Source organism: Streptomyces sp. NPDC008150 (genome assembly GCF_042956945.1).
In the GTDB taxonomy this organism is placed as follows: domain Bacteria; phylum Actinomycetota; class Actinomycetes; order Streptomycetales; family Streptomycetaceae; genus Streptomyces.
Window position 1 is genome coordinate 214,065 of sequence record NZ_JBIBHJ010000011.1, and the last position, 16,009, is coordinate 230,073.

13 protein-coding genes are annotated in these 16,009 nt (G+C 70.3%); 10 read left to right on the forward strand and 3 right to left on the reverse strand.

Annotated features, from left to right (window positions below; genetic code table 11):
* Window positions 1-162 precede the first annotated feature (162 nt).
* The 5 genes from ACFZA0_RS25980 to ACFZA0_RS26000 all read left to right on the forward strand — a co-directional run bounded on the left by ACFZA0_RS25980 (window position 163) and on the right by ACFZA0_RS26000 (window position 7,521).
* Window positions 163-1,461, forward strand: coding sequence for an extracellular solute-binding protein (locus tag ACFZA0_RS25980; protein WP_391021209.1), 1,299 nt, complete (start codon window positions 163-165; stop codon window positions 1,459-1,461).
* A gap of 86 nt (window positions 1,462-1,547) precedes the next feature.
* Window positions 1,548-2,519 (forward strand): ABC transporter permease subunit, encoded by a 972-nt coding sequence (locus ACFZA0_RS25985; RefSeq protein ID WP_391021211.1) that lies wholly within the window; start codon window positions 1,548-1,550, stop codon window positions 2,517-2,519.
* Window positions 2,516-3,391 (forward strand): ABC transporter permease subunit, encoded by an 876-nt coding sequence (locus tag ACFZA0_RS25990; RefSeq protein ID WP_391021213.1) that lies wholly within the window; start codon window positions 2,516-2,518, stop codon window positions 3,389-3,391. The genes ACFZA0_RS25985 and ACFZA0_RS25990 overlap by 4 nt, the downstream gene beginning before the upstream one ends.
* On the forward strand, window positions 3,388-5,217 hold the full coding sequence (locus tag ACFZA0_RS25995) for a beta-galactosidase (RefSeq protein ID WP_391021215.1): 1,830 nt from the start codon (window positions 3,388-3,390) through the stop codon (window positions 5,215-5,217). Before ACFZA0_RS25990 ends, ACFZA0_RS25995 begins: the two co-directional genes overlap by 4 nt.
* A 69-nt stretch (window positions 5,218-5,286) precedes the next feature.
* A complete protein-coding gene (locus ACFZA0_RS26000) occupies window positions 5,287-7,521 on the forward strand; it encodes an RICIN domain-containing protein (protein ID WP_391021217.1) in 2,235 nt (744 codons plus the stop codon).
* A 174-nt stretch (window positions 7,522-7,695) separates the two neighbouring features.
* Here the strand turns inward: ACFZA0_RS26000 and ACFZA0_RS26005 are convergent, their stop codons facing one another.
* Window positions 7,696-8,754 (reverse strand): hypothetical protein, encoded by a 1,059-nt coding sequence (locus ACFZA0_RS26005; protein ID WP_391021219.1) that lies wholly within the window; start codon window positions 8,752-8,754, stop codon window positions 7,696-7,698.
* A 622-nt stretch (window positions 8,755-9,376) separates the two neighbouring features.
* Here ACFZA0_RS26005 and ACFZA0_RS26010 point away from each other — a divergent pair.
* Window positions 9,377-9,718: a hypothetical protein gene (locus ACFZA0_RS26010; protein WP_391021221.1), complete on the forward strand. Its 342-nt coding sequence runs from the start codon at window positions 9,377-9,379 to the stop codon at window positions 9,716-9,718.
* Between the two features lie 187 nt (window positions 9,719-9,905).
* Here the strand turns inward: ACFZA0_RS26010 and ACFZA0_RS26015 are convergent, their stop codons facing one another.
* Both ACFZA0_RS26015 and ACFZA0_RS26020 read right to left on the reverse strand, forming a co-directional pair.
* Window positions 9,906-10,283 carry a nuclear transport factor 2 family protein gene (locus tag ACFZA0_RS26015; protein WP_391021222.1) on the reverse strand — a complete coding sequence of 126 codons (378 nt, stop codon included), beginning with the start codon at window positions 10,281-10,283 and terminating at the stop codon, window positions 9,906-9,908.
* Between the two features lie 174 nt (window positions 10,284-10,457).
* A complete protein-coding gene (locus tag ACFZA0_RS26020; RefSeq protein ID WP_391021224.1) occupies window positions 10,458-10,964 on the reverse strand; it encodes a GyrI-like domain-containing protein in 507 nt (168 codons plus the stop codon).
* Between the two features lie 427 nt (window positions 10,965-11,391).
* Between ACFZA0_RS26020 and ACFZA0_RS26025 the strand changes: the two genes are divergently transcribed.
* The 4 genes from ACFZA0_RS26025 to ACFZA0_RS26040 all read left to right on the forward strand — a co-directional run bounded on the left by ACFZA0_RS26025 (window position 11,392) and on the right by ACFZA0_RS26040 (window position 15,968).
* Entirely contained in the window at window positions 11,392-11,823 is a 432-nt protein-coding gene (locus ACFZA0_RS26025; RefSeq protein ID WP_391021226.1) for a DUF4440 domain-containing protein, read from the forward strand.
* A 266-nt stretch (window positions 11,824-12,089) separates the two neighbouring features.
* A complete protein-coding gene (gene cs1 / locus ACFZA0_RS26030) occupies window positions 12,090-13,067 on the forward strand; it encodes a clavaminate synthase Cs1 (RefSeq protein ID WP_391021228.1) in 978 nt (325 codons plus the stop codon).
* A 532-nt stretch (window positions 13,068-13,599) separates the two neighbouring features.
* A complete protein-coding gene (locus ACFZA0_RS26035) occupies window positions 13,600-14,187 on the forward strand; it encodes a MarR family transcriptional regulator (RefSeq protein WP_391021230.1) in 588 nt (195 codons plus the stop codon).
* Complete coding sequence (locus tag ACFZA0_RS26040; protein ID WP_391021233.1) at window positions 14,184-15,968, forward strand: DHA2 family efflux MFS transporter permease subunit; 1,785 nt, start codon at window positions 14,184-14,186, stop codon at window positions 15,966-15,968. The genes ACFZA0_RS26035 and ACFZA0_RS26040 overlap by 4 nt, the downstream gene beginning before the upstream one ends.
* The last annotated feature ends 41 nt before the right edge of the window (window positions 15,969-16,009 follow it).

A 16,009-nucleotide genomic window follows, 5' to 3' on the forward strand; every position in this document is an offset into this window, starting at 1 on the left:
CCCAGTAATTACCGGGGAGGACGCTGTTGGCATCGATAACATTCTCTGCCATAGTTCCGGCCATCGAGACGTACCGGCCCCTGCGGACCGGGAGCGTCCCACGTTCGCGCGGCCCCTTCGGAGCGTCCATCTCCCGGTCTGCCGCAGCACTTTGGAGGAGCCATGAGGAGTTCCGTCGTACGCGTTCTGGGTGTGGGGTGTGCCGCCGCCATGGCGTTCACCGTCGCCGGGTGCGGTGGACAGGACACGAAGAACACCGGCGCTTCGGGGGCGTCGTCGCTCACGTTCTGGGGCTGGGCGCCCGGCTACGCCGATGCGGTCAAGGCGTACAACGCCTCTCACCCGGACAGCAAGGTCGTCTATCAGGCGGTGCAGCCCGGCGCCAAGGGCGGCTACCAGAAGATGCTGAACGCGGTGAAGGCGGGCAACGCGCCGTGCCTGGCCCAGGTCGGCTACGAGACGTTGCCGAGTTTCGCCGCGCAGGGTGCCTTGCAGGACGTGACCAAGTACGCCACGGCGGACAAGGGCGACTACCAGGAGGCGGCCTGGAAGTCGGTGACACTGGGCGGCCAGGTCTACGGCGCTCCCCTGGACACCGGCCCCATGGCCCTGTTCTACAACAAGGAGGTCTTCGACTCCCTGGGCCTCAAGCCCCCCACCACCTGGGCCGAGTACCGCAGCGACGCGCTGAAGATCCACGCCGCCGACCCCCACCGTTACATCTCCTCGCCCTACCTCGACTACGACTACGCGGGCCTGGCGTGGCAGGCGGGCGCCGACTGGTTCGGAGTGAAGGGCGACGCCTGGCAGGTCACCCTGGACTCCTCCGCCAACAACAAGGTCGCCGACTACTGGCAGAAGCTGGCCGACGACCACCTGATCAGCAGCGCCCCGATGTACGACCAGGCCTGGTACACGGGCCTGGGCAACGGTGACATCGCCACCGTCGTCGGCGCGGTCTGGCAGGCCGGCGTCATCAAGGGCGGCGCGAAGGACGGTTCGGGCAAGTGGGCGGTGGCGCCGATGCCCCAGTGGAAGGCCGGCGAGCAGCAGGTCGGAAACGCCGGCGGGTCGGCCACCGCGGTCCTCAAGGGCTGCGCCGACCCCGAGGCCGCCTGGGACTTCGCGCACTGGCTGAGCACCGACCCCACGACGTTCGGCACCCTCGTCGACAAGGCCGCGCTCTACCCGGCCGCGACCAAGCTCCTCGGTCTGCCCCAACTGGGCGGCAAGGACCCCTACTTCGGCGGACAGAACATCTACGGCGTCTTCGCCGACGCCTCCGGCCACGTCGGCACCGGCTGGACGTGGGGGCCGCTGATGACGAAGACCTCCGCCGACCTGGACGACGGCCTGGGCAAGGCGTGGGCGGGCAGGTCCACGATCTCCGACGCACTGCGCACCACGCAGGACCTGACGCTGACGGAGATGGAGAAGCAGGGCCTGAACACCGCGAAATGACGCCTCCGGGCCGGGCGGACCGCCCGCCCGGCCCGGCCGAGCCGTACCCGCCTCCGGCGTCCGAGCAAAGCGAAGGAAGAGCACCCGTGTCCCAAGTCGCCGCCCCGGCGCACCCCACCGGCCGGTCCCCGGCCGAGTTCGGCCCGCCGCGGCCCGCCGCCCCACGGCCCCGTCGGCCTCGCGGACGGTCGGTCCGACCGCTGGCGTTCTGCGCCCCGTTCCTGATCCTGTTCGCCGGCATGTACGTCGCGCCGATCGTCTACGCCGCCCTCAAGAGCCTCTACACCGTGCACCGTTCGGGACTCGGACTCACCGCGCCCACCGAGGTGTTCGACCCGCTGGGCAACTACACCCGGGCCCTGCGCGACGGCGCGTTCACCTCCTCGCTCGGCCGCATCGCCGTCTTCGGTCTGGTGCAGGTGCCCGTCATGCTCGGCCTCGCGCTGGCTCTCGCCCTGCTCATCGACAGCAAGTCCGCGCGCGGCAGGAGCTTCTTCCGGCTGTCCAGCTTCATGCCGTACGCGATCCCCGGGGTGAGCGCCTCGCTGATCTGGTCGTTCATGTACTCGACGCAGTCCAGCCCGGTCAACCGGCTCCTCGAACCGCTCGGCTTCACCGTCCCGTTCTTCGGGCAGAAGCTGGTGCTGTGGTCGGTGGCCAACATCGTGACCTGGAGCTGGGTCGGCTACAACATGATCATCATCTACGCCGCTCTCCAGTCGATACCCGCCGAGGTGCTCGAAGCGGCGCGCATGGACGGCGCCTCCGCCTTGCGGATCACCTGGAGCGTCAAGATCCCGGCGGTGCGCGGTGCCCTGGTGCTGACCGCGGTGTTCTCGATCATCGGCTCGGCGCAGCTGTACAACGAACCGGCCGTCCTGCAACCCGTCTCCGCGGGGGCCGTCTCGTCCTCCTTCACGCCGCTCATGTCCGCCCAGAGCGCGGTCGCGGCCGGCAACTACCCCTACGCGGCTGCCCAGTCGGTGATCCTCGCCCTGCTGGTGGGAGTCGTCTCCTTCTGCTTCTTCAGGGTGACCCACCGGGGGGAATCAGCATGAGCACCACCACGACGCCCCGGACGCGGCACACACCACGCCGCGACAGCAGCCCCGCGAGCAGAGCCACGGTCACCACCCTGCTGGCCCTGTCCGCGGTCTACTTCCTCTTTCCACTGTGGTGGCTGCTGGTATCGGCGACCAAGCCGTTCGGAAGGCAGTTCAGCGGGAACGGCCTGTGGTTCGACGGCTTCGGCCTCTTCGGCAACATCGCCCGCCTCGGGGAGCAGGACGGCGGCATCTTCTGGCGCTGGATGCTCAACAGCCTGCTGTACTGCGGCGCGGGCGCCCTGCTCGGCACCCTGTTCTCGGCGCTCGCCGGGTACGCGCTGGCCAAGTTCGACTTCCCCGGCCGCGGCGCGCTGTTCGGCCTGGTGCTCGCCGCCGTCCTGGTACCGAAGGTGCTGTTCACCCTCCCGCTGTACCTGATGTTCTCCGGTGTGCACCTCATCGACAACCCGCTGGCCGTGCTGCTGCCGAGCGTGGTCAGCCCCTTCGGCGTCTACCTGGCGCGGGTGTTCGCGGCGCAGACCATTCCCGACGAGGTACTGGAGGCGGGCCGTATCGACGGCGCGGGCGAGTTGCGCATCTTCCGCTCCCTCGGTGTGCGCATGATGCTGCCCGCCCTGGTCACCATCTTCCTGTTCCAGTTCGTGGAGATCTGGAACAACTACCTGCTGCCCGCGATGGTGCTCGGCGACGACCGGCTCCAGCCGGTGACCGTCGGCCTGGTGGGCTGGAACGCCAGTCATGTCGCCGTGCCTCCGCCGCTGGTCGTCATCGGCTCGCTGGTCTCCGTCCTGCCTCTGCTGATCGCCTTCCTCGCCCTCCAGCGCTTCTGGCGTGCGGGCATGACCGCCGGAGCCGTCAAGTGAGCGCGCGGACCGCCCCGGGCACCGCCCGCGTCCAGCGCCCCGCGGCCGCCATCACCCACGCCGGCGGCACACTGCTGCGCGCCGGCCGCCCGCACCGCATCCTCTCCGGCTCGCTGCACTACTTCCGTGTCCACCCCGACCAGTGGGCCGACCGCATGACCCGGCTGGCCGCCCTCGGGCTGAACACCGTCGACACGTACGTCCCGTGGAACTTCCACGAACGCGCGCCGGGCGACGTCCGCTTCGACGGCTGGCGCGACCTGGACCGGTTCGCGCGGCTCGCCCAGGAGGCGGGTCTCGACCTGATCGTGCGCCCGGGGCCGTACATCTGCGCCGAGTGGGACAACGGCGGACTGCCCGCCTGGCTGACCGGACGGCCCGGCATGCGGCCGCGCACCTCGCATCCGCCGTTCATCACGGCCGCGGGACGCTGGTTCGACGCGCTGATCCCCCGCGTCGCCGCCCTCCAGGCCTGCCAGGGCGGTCCCGTGGTCGCCGTGCAGATCGAGAACGAGTACGGCTCCTACGGCGACGACGGTGACTACGTCCGCTGGGTACGCGACGCGCTGACGGCAGGCGGCATCACCGAACTCCTCTACACGGCCGACGGCCCCACCGAACTGATGCAGGACGCGGGCGCCCTCGACGGCGAACTCGCCGCCGCGACCTTCGGCTCCCACCCCGAACGGGCCGCCCGCCTCCTGCGCTCCCGCCGGCCCGAAGAGCCCTTCTTCTGCGCGGAGTTCTGGAACGGCTGGTTCGACCACTGGGGCGAGCCGCACCACGTGCGCCCGGCCGCCGGCGCCGCCGACGACGTGGGCCGCATCCTGGACGCGCACGGCTCGGTGAGCCTCTACATGGCCCACGGCGGCACCAACTTCGGCCTCTGGGCGGGCGCGAACCACGACGGCGACCGGTTGCAGCCCACCGTCACCAGCTACGACTCCGACGCCCCCATCGCCGAACACGGCGCCCTCACGGACAAGTTCTTCGCACTGCGCGAGAAGCTGACCACCGCCGCCGGACGGCCGGCACCCGACCGCCCTCTCCCGGCCGACCCGCCTCTGCTGCCGCCCGCCCTGCTGCCGGTGACCCGCGGGGCGGCCCTGCTGGACGCGCTGCGCACGGTCGCCGAACCGGTGCGCGCGCCCGCGCCGTTGAGCTTCGAGGAACTGGGGCAGGCTTCCGGCCTGGTCCTCTACGCGGCCGAACCACTGTTGCCCGCGGGGGAACACGACCTGACCGTCACCGGACTCCACGACCGCGCCCATGCCTTCGTGGACGGCGCCCCCCTGGCCGTGCTGGACCGCGAGACCTCCTCGTTCCGCGTGCACGGTGCCGGGGCACGCGTCCGGCTGGAACTGCTGGTGGAGAACCAGGGGCGCGTCAACTACGGGCCGCTGCTCGGCCAGGGCAAGGGCATCCTCGGCGGCGTGAGCGTCGGCCGGCGGCTGGTGCACGGGTGGAGCATGTACCGCCTCCCCCTGGACGAATGGAGCCCCGGCGAGCTGTCCAGTGCCGTCTCCCTCGCCCCGCCCGGCGGCGGGACCGGGTTCGCCACCGCCTGCCTCACCGTCGACGAGCCGGCCGACTCCTTCCTGCGCCTGCCCGGCTTCGGCAAGGGGTTCTGCTGGGTCAACGGTCAACTGCTGGGCCGCTACTGGCACATCGGGCCGCAGCACACCCTCTACCTCCCCCGCCCCTTCCTGCACGCGGGGGACAACACCCTCACCGTGCTGGAGCTGGAGCACCTGGGCGAGCACATCGCCCTGTGCGACCGGCCGGACCTCGGTGAGCCGCAGGTCTACATCGAGACCTTCGACTGACCGACCTGCGGAACCCGACGCCTCCCCATTCCCCCGCACCGTCACGCCCCGACACCGAAGGAGCACACCGTGGCGGCCTCTCGCAGAAGTCCCGGACACACCGCACGCCGCACCAGAATCGCCGGAGCCCTGACCGCCGCGGCACTCGCCGTGGCCGGCACCTTCCTGAACGTCCCGACCGCCTCCGCCGCCGACCCCACCTACACGGTGACCGTCGGCGCCAAGGGCAGTTGGACCCACCCCGACGACACCCCCGCCTACCCGTACATCGACAAGGACGGGACGTTCTACTACCAGCAGGCGCACTCGCTGTACGGCGCGAGCGACAGCAGGGCGTGGACCTTCTACACGGGCGCCGACCTCGACACCGCCACCCGCTCCTCGGCGATCAGCGACGCCGGAACCAACGCGGACACCACCGCCCTGTGCAACAACAGCCCCACCGGTACGGCGGCGACCTTCCCGCCCAGCGGCTCCAGCTACGCGCAGCGCAACTTCTGCGATCTTGCGGGGGTGTGGGTCGACCCCGACAGCGGGGACTGGTACGGCCTGGTGCACAACGAGTTCACCCCGCAGCCCTTCGGTGACAGCAGCCACTTCGACGCCATCGACTACGCCGTCTCCACCGACCAGGGGCGGCACTGGACCATCGAGGGCCACGCCCTCACCTCGCCCTACAGCACCGCACGCGGCGACACCACGGCCTTCCCGCAGCAGACGTACTCCTACGGCGACGGCGACCAGCGCCTCTACGTCGACACCGCCTCGGGCTACTTCTACGTCTTCTACGGCTCCCGCCTCATCGACAAGAACGGCGGCTGGAAGGCGTTCTACTCCCACGTGGCCCGCGCTCCGCTGTCCGGCAAGATGGCCTCCGGCACCTGGCAGAAGTGGTACAACGGCTCCTGGTCCCAGCCGGGCGTCGGTGGCCGGGAGAGCAACATGGTCCCGGTGACCGCGACCGCCACCACCGGTTACACACCCGCCGCCAAGGAGTACGACCCGGCCAACACCGGGAGCGTGGACCAGCAGGTCGCCGCGGGCACGGCCCCGCCCACCTCACCGCTGTTCGTCATGGACATCACCTACAACGCCTACCTGGGCCTCTACATCGGCGAACCCCAGGCCGCCGACCAGTCAGGCAACGCGCCGCAGCAGCTGTACGCCACCGACAACCTGGCCACCCAGAAGTGGCACCTGCTCGGCGACACCGGCGGCTACCACACCGCCTCCTGGTACCGGTGGTTCCTCGACAGCACCAGCAAGACCGGTTCGGCGATAGTCGGCAAGGACTTCCGGTCCTACTGCTCCTTCGGCTGCTCGGGCGGCGCCTCCGGCGAGTACGTCAACCTGACGGTCAACTCCTCCGCCCCGGCCCCCGCCGCCTTCGATCCGACCAGGACCTATCGCATCGCGGGCGGCGGCGGCCGCGTCCTGACCCAGGTGTCCGCCACTTCCTCCGCCACCACCTCGACGGCCACCGCGACCGGGACGGGACTGGACGCCTGGACCTTCACCGGCACCGGCGACGGCTCCTACCGCATCGCCAACGCCGCCACCGGACAGCTCCTCGGCGTACCCACCACCGCCTCGACGGGCCGCGCCTGGGGCAGCGCGCCCACGGTCGCCACGCCCGGCAGCGGCGGCGCCACCGTCGGCCAGCAGTGGTTCGTCGTGGCCACCACGTCGTCGGCCAACGGCACCGCCACAGGCACGTACCGACTGGTGAACCGCTACAGCGGCCTGGTCATCGGCCTCTCCGGCGTCAGCGGCAGGCTCGCCGAGACCACCCCGGTGCGCGCCTGGACCGACACCTCGGCCAGTGCGGTCGGCGGCGGACGCAGCGCCGCGGAGCAGACGCTGACCGTCACGGCCGTCGGCACCGCCCCCGCCGGCCTGACCGGCAACCACACCGTCGCCACCGGCGGACAGGCACTGGACGACCCCGGGCACAGCACCACCGCCGGTACCCAGCTCATCACCTACACCGCCAACGGCGGCACCAACCAGACCTGGGCCTTCGCCCAGCAGAGCGACGGATCCTACGAACTGCGCAACGCCGAGTCCGGGCTGTGCGCCGACGTGTCCGACGGCTCCACCGCCCCCGGTGCCAAGGTCATCCAGTGGACCTGCACCGGCGGCACCAACCAGCACTGGACGTTCACCCGTCTTTCCGACGGCACCTACAGCGTCACCTCCGTCAAGAGCAACCTGGCCCTGACCTCGGCGTCCGCGTCCCCGGGAGCCCTGCTCACCCAGCAGACCGACACCGGCTCCGCCCTCCAGCGGTGGACGATCGGCTGAGTCCCGCCCCACCCCGCTCCAACCGGGGCCCCCGTGCCGTGGAGAGGTGCTCGACCTCTCGACTCGCCGGCACGGGGGCCCCGTTGGCGCTTTACTCCGCCCGCCGGGCTTCCGGAACACCCGAACACGGGTAACACCCCTCGCCCGTCGGTCGGTTGACGAGCTTGGTCCTGGTCAGTCGACGAAGTCGCTCTTGTAGAAGACGCTGGCCTCGAAGTGGTCGGTGTCGGCGGTCTGCCTGGACGAGTAGCCGAAGGCGAGTCGCGGGGCACCCGAGACCATCCAGATCGCCGCACCCTGGGGCTCGCGGCCGTTCAGGGAAGCACCGGCCGCCGTCGCGAACTTGGCGTAGTACGAGCCGCCGGTGTCGTTCAGGTCGAGGGTCACGAGGTACGAGGTCCGATTCGGACCTCCGTACAGCAGGTACGCGAACCGGCCGCACAGGGCGATGCCCTGGAAGAGGTCGGCGTCGGTCAGGCCGAGTTCGTCGTTGTTCGGGATCGCGCGCTCGGTGACCCGGTTGTCCTGCCCCAGCCGTCCGGCGACGGCGTCCGCCATCGAGAACACCGCGAGACGCCAGACGCGGTCGGCCGGTTCCTGCGTCGCGTAGCGGATCAGGAGGCGGTTGGCGTACGGGTCGATCGCGGGCCGCGGGAGCTTGGCGAAACTGTTGATCGTCGGGGTCCGGTTCCAGATCGGCGTGACCGGATCCGTGTACTTCAGCACCATCCCGTCCGCGTAACGGAAACGCGCGAGCGTCTCGCCCGCGCCGTTGTCGTCGGAGTCGCCGCCCTCGATCCACAGGTAGGGCAGGGCACCGACGCCGGCCGGTTCCACGCCCATGGAGGAGCCGTGGCCGAACCCCTGGATCGTCGAGGCGCCCAGGACGTTGCCCGCGAGGTCCGTCCGGGAGATCCACAGGTCACCGTTGTGACCGGCGCTGGTACCCACCCGGTGCTGGGCGAAGTACATCTGCGCGTTGACGTGGTCGTAGGCGAAGGACTGCATCGCCCAGTACGGCTGGTGGAGGGTGGCCTTGAGGACCGGGTTCCCGCCGTTGCCCCCGAGAACGAAGTGCGGGGAGACGAGAGGGTCCCCGGCCGCCGCGGGGGACGCCGCCATCAGCGGGGCCCCGACACCCGCCGCGAGCGCCGCGAAGCCACCACCGGCCCGCAGAAGCTGCCGCCTGCTCCATCCCCTGCCACTGACGTCGTCCACGCGTGTCCCGCTCATGGCGCTCCACTCCCCCGCTCAGCGGACCCGATCATTTCAGGTCCGGACAACTGACCCTATCGGGAAGCGAGTTGACGGTCGGCAGCGGGATCATCAGGAGCGGATTCCCAACTCCTGCGCGCGCACGTTGCGTTGTCCCGACGCAGACTCGCGGCACCACGCAACCCGAGCCACAACCACCTCACATGGACAGAGCCGAGATGGGAGACTGATTCGGAATGTCACGATCCAAGGAGTGCCGCATGACGGCAGACGCCCCCGACGGACTGGTTCCGGCAGTAGCCGTACGTGGGCAACAGGCCCTCGACCACCTCGATCAGGTGGTCGACACCCAGCGTCTGCCCGCGCGCAGGAGCGTCGCCCGAGCCCGTCGGCGGAACCCGGAGGCGACACCGGCACAGGTCATCCGCGCCCTGGAGCGGAAGTACATCAGGGAGTTCGCCGGGAGAGCGCCCTGGTCGGAGCCGTTGCGGCCGCGCCCGGCTTCGGCACGGGATCCGCGACGGCGGGCGAGGCCCTCTCGTCCCTTCAGCTCAGGACCCGTTTCGCGCTCTCCGTCGCCGAGATCCACGGAGTCCTCGACGACGAGGAGGAGAGCCTGCGACTGATCGTGGGAGCAGCCGTGCTGACCGGGATCGGTTCCGCCGCCATTCCCAAGATCGCCGGGCGCACCGGACCGCATTGGGGGCGCCGGGTGGTCGCCCGGGTACCGGGGGCGCGGCTGGATCAGATCAACGGCGTGCTGGGGGACAACTTCGTCACGAAGTACGGGACCAAGCAGGGAATCGTCGTGCTCGGTCGGGTAGCACCAGTCGGTTTCGGTGCCGCGATCGGCGGTAGCGCCAACGCCGCCCTCGCCGCTCTGCACGTGCGGGCCACGCGACGCGCGTTCGGCCCGCCCCCGACGTCGTGGCCGTCGCCGACATACGACGCGTCGACCGCGCGCGAGGATTCGCCGGGCTGATCCGCGGCCCGCACGAAGCACACCGCCCACCGGCTACGGCGGCGTCGTGGGTGCTGTCGGACGGGCGTTCCGCCGTCGTGCGACGGCACCCGCCCGGGGCGTCCACGGCCCGAACCGCGCCGCCATGTCGGGGCCGGCTTCGCCATCGGCACGGCGGCGCTGCCGGCTCTGTTCGGCTCCGCGGGGTTCAGCGTGCTCCGGCGGGATTGGCGTCCTGGCCGAGGTAGGCGCCGTATCCGTCGGCCACCAGGTTGCCGTCGAAGATCAGCACCTCGTTGACCAGGCCGCCTTTCTGGTTGCGGTAGTTGATGACCAGGCAGTCCACGCCGACGTAGTGGTCGACCACTTCGAACCGCAGGTCCGGGATGCGCCGCAGTCCCTCTTCCCAGTAGGAGCGCAGAGCGTCCTTGCCGCGCATGACCCCGTCACCGCCCAGCAGTTGCGCCGCCACGGGCGAACGGAACGTCACGTCGTCCGCGAAGTGCGCCAGCAGGGAATCGAGGTCGTGCGCGTTCCACGCCGCCACCCAGGAATCGACGAACGCCCGCGCTTTTTCATGATCCATGGGGAGCATTCTCCCGCTCCGTCCTCCCCGGTCAAGGGCGTGCGGAAGGCGCGCCTGCCCGACCCTTTTCCGGAGCCCGGTTCGAGCTGGGGCCCGGGTCCGCGCCGACCGGCGGCAGGGACCGGACCCCGCATCGGACGGCAAGGCCGACAACGAAGGGGACGGGCCCGGCGGTCAGTCGGCCAGGCGGAAGGCGAACTCCGTCGTCAGGCCGGCGTCGGGCAGTTGCTTCGACGGCTGTGACAGCGTGCTCGCCAGCCGACAGCCCCACACCTCTCCCTCCGGGGACGGGGTCATGTCCCACTTCAGGTCCTTCGCGGAGGCCCAGTCGAAGATGGCGGCGATGACGTCGATGTGCGTGTCCGGCGGCCCGACATGGGTGTACGTCACGTAGCGGCCCGCGGGCAGAACATCGACCCGGACGTCACCCGCCGTATCGACCCGCGCCGCCACCGGAACTCCAGCCTCTACCTGGAGTTCCCGGAACATGTCGATCACGTGATACCGGCAGAACGGCGGACCGGCCGGCTCGACGCCCTCCGCACGCATCCACGCCAGGAGTTCGGCCAGTCGCCGCTCGAAGGCGGCGAAGGATTCGAGCGTGGCCGACGTCCTGATCCCGACGTACGGCTGCTCAACCCTATGACCGACAACAGGCTGCACCTCAAGAGAGAAAGTCACGCCTCGCACTCTACGGACGCCCACTGACACCGCGACCGGGCTTGTGCCGCCGCGACGACTCGGGCACGTTGCGTACGACACGTCATGGCGGACTGTACTGAACGCGTCGGCCCCTAACCTGGCGTCGTCCGGGCACAGTTGCGGAACCCGCGGCCGTCGCGGTGGGCTGCTGCCCCTCGTCGTCGAGCGGACAGATCCGGGAACGCACGCGCAGCCACGGGCCGTTGAACCACCGCGCGGGTGCGGGCAGGGCAACGGGCGGCCTCCCGACCGGCGAAGTTCGACCGCCCGGCCCCTGCTGCCGAGCACGCGCATATCATCTGGCGCATGTGGCACGGGAGGCCGCGCCAGTAGTCGGAGGGGGTTGCCGGTGTCCGCGTCCGAGCCCGGGAGCAAAGTCCTGCACCACTCGTCGGAACCACAGGGGATGGCCGACGAGAGCCACGAGGCCCAGGTCCGGGCCGAACTCGACCGCCTGATCGGGGCGTTCATGGCGTCCTTCACCAACACCGGTGGCAGAACCCCCGAACTGGAAGGAATCCGGCGGCTCTTCATCCCGGAGGGCAGGATCATCTCCACGGTGGGGCAGCCCCCGACGATCATGGATCTGGACGCGTTCATCGAGCCACGGCGCAGAATGCTCACCGACGGCACCCTGACGGAGTTCTCCGAATGGGAGGTCTCCGAGCGCACAGAGCTCTTCGGTTCGGTGGCTCACCGGTTCAGCACCTACGCCAAGTCCGGTGTCCTGAACGGGAATCGGTTCGAAGCGCGCGGACACAAGTCCACCCAGTTCCTGCGCACTCCGGTCGGCTGGAGGATCTGCTCCATGGCCTGGGACGACGAGCCCGCCGAATGAGCCCTTTCCGGCCCCACGCCGAGGCGTTGGTGAAGGAGACCACGACGAGACCACGACGACAGTCGTGCCGGTGCCGGTGATCCGGTCGGCGCTGTAGGGCACGAGCCGGAAAGCCCGTCGAGTTCACCCCGGTCGGGCTCCTGGCTTGGCCGGTCGAGGTCTCCGCCCTTCCAGGGGCGGTCACCTCAGCCCTCGCCACGGAGACCGCCTCGGAACTGCTCTGCCGCACGTCCCCGCTCGTCGCACCCAAGACGGAGGACAGCACCGTGACCGACCCGGTCTTCGACTGCGCCCCCTACCGCGCCCGGCTGCTCGCCCTCGCCGCGGAACTGCCTCAAATACCTCGCGCCGACCTGTACGCGTTCCTGGACAGGGCGGGGGAACTGTCCGAGCATCTGCCCGAACAACTCGGCAGCGTGCTGGACCAGTTCAAAGCTTCCAGCGGCGACCACGGCTACCTGCTGCTCAGCGGCCTGCCGCTCGACGAGGACCGACTGCCCGCCACCCCGACCTCGACACCCGCACCGAACGACCGCCAACTGCTGAGCATGGAGGCGATGCTGGCTGTCATCGGCCGCCGGCTCGGACTGCACACGGGATACGCGGAGCTGCGCGCCGGATCCATCTACCACGACGTCTACCCGTCGCCCAACCCCAACTACCTGTCCTCGGAGACCTCCGAGACGCTGCTCGACTTCCACACCGAGATGGCCTACCACCTCCTCCAACCCGACTACGTGATGCTGGCGTGCTCCCGCGCGGACCACGAGCGCCGGGCCGAGACCTTGATCGGGTCGGTCCGTAGGGCGCTGCCGCTGCTGGACGCGAGCACTCGGGCGCGCCTGTTCGACCGGGGGATGCCGTGTTCCGTGGATCTGGCGTTCCGCGGCGGTCTCCGGGACCCGGGTGCCATCGCACGCGTCAAGCCGCTGTACGGCGACGAGAGCGACCCCTTCCTCGGGTACGACCGCGAGTTGCTGGCACCCGAAGCACCCCGGGACAAGGAAGCCGTCCGGGCCCTGGGGCGCGCCCTGGACGCTGCGGCGGTGGGGATCGGGCTCACCCCCGGTGACATCCTGATCCTCGACAACTTCCGTACCGCGCACGCTCGTACACCCTTCAGCCCACGATGGGACGGCAAGGACCGCTGGCTGCATCGCGTGTACCTCCGCACCGACCGGTACGGGCAGCTCTCCGGCACCGAGCGCGCCGGAGACGCCGTCCCGTTCGTGCCACGCCGGTAGCGCTGCGCGGTTCCGCACTTCTCGTGGGATCTTCGCGTCTTCGTCATGAGGTCTCCGGCCACCACCGCTCGCCGGCCTCAGCACGTACCGGTCGGCGCATGTGATGTGGACCGCACTCCGGGGACCCTGCGGACGGGCTCGCCTCGCCGCGTCCTCACCGCCGGCCCGACGCAGTGCGCGTCCCCCGTACCTCCGGGGCCGAGCCGGGTCGCCCCCGCAGGACGACGGACGGCAACGCCCCAGCGCCTCATCTTCCGCGGGTGGACCGGCAGTTGCAGCCGGTAGCGCGTAGCCGCTTGGCGCCGTGGTCCACCCCGCGCGCCCGCCGGACGGGAATCTCCTGGGCCAGTACCACAGTTCACCACGGCTCCCTCCCGCCAAAGGCTTGCACTGGCTTCCCTCCGCCCCTTCGACGCACTGTCCGCGTCGGGCCTCCCCGCGAAGTTGCGCGGAGCGGAGCGCATCGGGTAATTACTTGCACGACACAACTGCTTGAGGTACACAAGTAATGCCACGAACCGGGGGGCGGGCCATGGCGGGCCAGACCGCGAAGTCCGGTGTCCAGGAGGACTCCACCGTCCTCGCCGACACGGAGAAGCAGGGCACTCACGACACTGACGGCGCGTCCACGCTCGCCGACGCGGTGATCGGACTGGTGCGCACCGTGCGGCGTTCGAAGGCCAGGGCACTGGCCGCGACCGGCGACGACGTCGACTCCGCGGCCCGGATCCTGCTGCGCACCGTGTCGGCCGAGGGCCCGCTGCGCGCGAGCGCGCTGGCCACCGCCGTCCAGTCCGACCTGTCGACGGTCAGCCGTCAGGTCGCCCTGCTGGTGGCCCGGGGGCTGCTGGAGCGGCACGCCGACCCCGACGACGGCAGAGCCAGCCTGCTGCAAGTGACCCCCGCCGCCCAGGCCGTGATCGCCGAGTCCGACCAGGCCCGGACGGCCTTCTTCGACGACGTGGTGCGCGACTGGCCGCCCGAGGAGCGGGACCGGTTCGTCCACTTGCTGGAGCAGTTCACCGAGGCCTACGACACGACACACACCCGATGGATGAGCGACGCGGCGATCCGACGCGGCGCCCTCGCGAAGAAGCCAAGAGAAGGCAGCACCACATGACCGCCGGCACCACCCGCCCCACCGACGCGCCGCCGGGCGACGCGTTGTCCCACCGTCAGATCCTGACGATCCTCTCGGGCCTCGTCCTGGGCATGTTCCTGGCCGCACTCGACCAGACGATCGTCTCGACGGCGATCAAGACCATAGGCAACGACCTCCACGACCTGTCCGCGCAGGCCTGGGTCACCACCGCGTTCCTGATCACCTCGACGATCGCCGCCCCGCTGTTCGGCAAGCTCTCGGACATCTACGGGCGCAAGCGGCTGTTCATGCTGTCGATCATGACCTTCGTGGTCGGCTCGGCGCTGTGCGGTCTGGCCCAGTCGATGTACGAACTGGCCGCGTTCCGCGCGTTCCAGGGCATAGGCGCCGGCGGCATCATGCCGCTCGCCCTCGCGGTGATCGGCGACATCATCCCGCCCCGCGAACGCGCCCGCTACCAGGGCTACATGATGGCCGTCTTCGCCAGTGCCTCGGTCCTCGGCCCGGTCCTGGGCGGTCTGTTCTCGGGTACGAACAGCTTCCTCGGCGTCGACGGCTGGCGGTGGATCTTCTACATCAACGTCCCCGTCGCCGCCATCGCCCTGGTCGTCATCGCCAAGGTGCTCCACCTCGACCACGTCCGCCGCGAGCGGCGCATCGACTGGTGGGGCTCGGTCCTGCTCACGGTCGGCCTCGTCCCGCTGCTGGTCGTCGCGGAGCAGGGACAGAGCTGGGGCTGGGCCTCGCTCCGCTCGTTCATCTGCTACATCGTGGGCGTCGTGGGCCTGGCCCTGTTCGTCCGGGTGCAGGCGCGCATGGGCGACGACGCCCTGCTGCCCCTGCGGCTGTTCCGCAGCAGCACGTTCTCCGTCGCCTCGGCCCAGGTCACCATCATCGGTATGGCGATGTTCGGCGGCCTGTCCGTCATCCCGCTCTACCTGCAGATCGTCAAGGGGGCGTCGCCGACCAGGTCCGGCCTGCTGATGCTTCCGCTCGTCGGCGGGCTGATGCTCGCGTCCCTCACCTCGGGCCGCCTCACCGCCCGTACCGGCCGCTACAAGATCTTCCCCGTGATCGGATCCGTCCTGATGGTCATCGGGGCGGGCCTGATGACGATGATCAGTGCCGACACCCCCCTGTGGCAGACCGACGTCTTCATGGCGATCTTCGGCATCGGCCTCGGCCTGAACATGCAGAGCCTCGTCCTGGCGATGCAGAACTCCGTGCCGGCCAAGGACATGGGTGTCGCCTCCGCCGCCTCGGCGTTCTTCCGCTCCATCGGCGGCACCCTGGGTACGGCGGTGTTCCTGTCCATCCTGTTCTCGCTGGCGGGCACCAAGATCGCCGACAAGTACACGGCGGCCGCGAACGACCCGTCCTTCACCGCGTCGGCGGCGGCCCACCCCGACCAGGTCGCCGCACTGCACCAGCACCTGGCCGGCGGACTGGACGACACCTCGTTCCTGAACGGCCTCGCCAAGCCGCTGAGCCACCCCTTCTTCGCCGGCTTCTCCGAGGCCGGGGACGTGGTGTTCACCATCGTGGCCGTCCTGCTGCTGGCGGCGGTCGTGCTCGCCACCCGCTTGAAAGAGGTCCCGCTGCGGCTGATGTCGGGCAACCAGGCCCGCAGCGAGGCGGCCGCGGCCGTCCCGAACACCACCGCCAACGCGGCCTCCGTCGTCCCGGCGCAGCCGGCCGCCACCGCGGTCCCTTCCGAGGGTGCCGGTGACACCGACGGCTCTCCGGTGCGCACCGGCACGGCCACCGAGTCCGGCGCGGGCGACACCACCGAGCGGTAGGACGACGGCGACGCGTTCTCCTCGCCCCGAGCCGGCTCCGC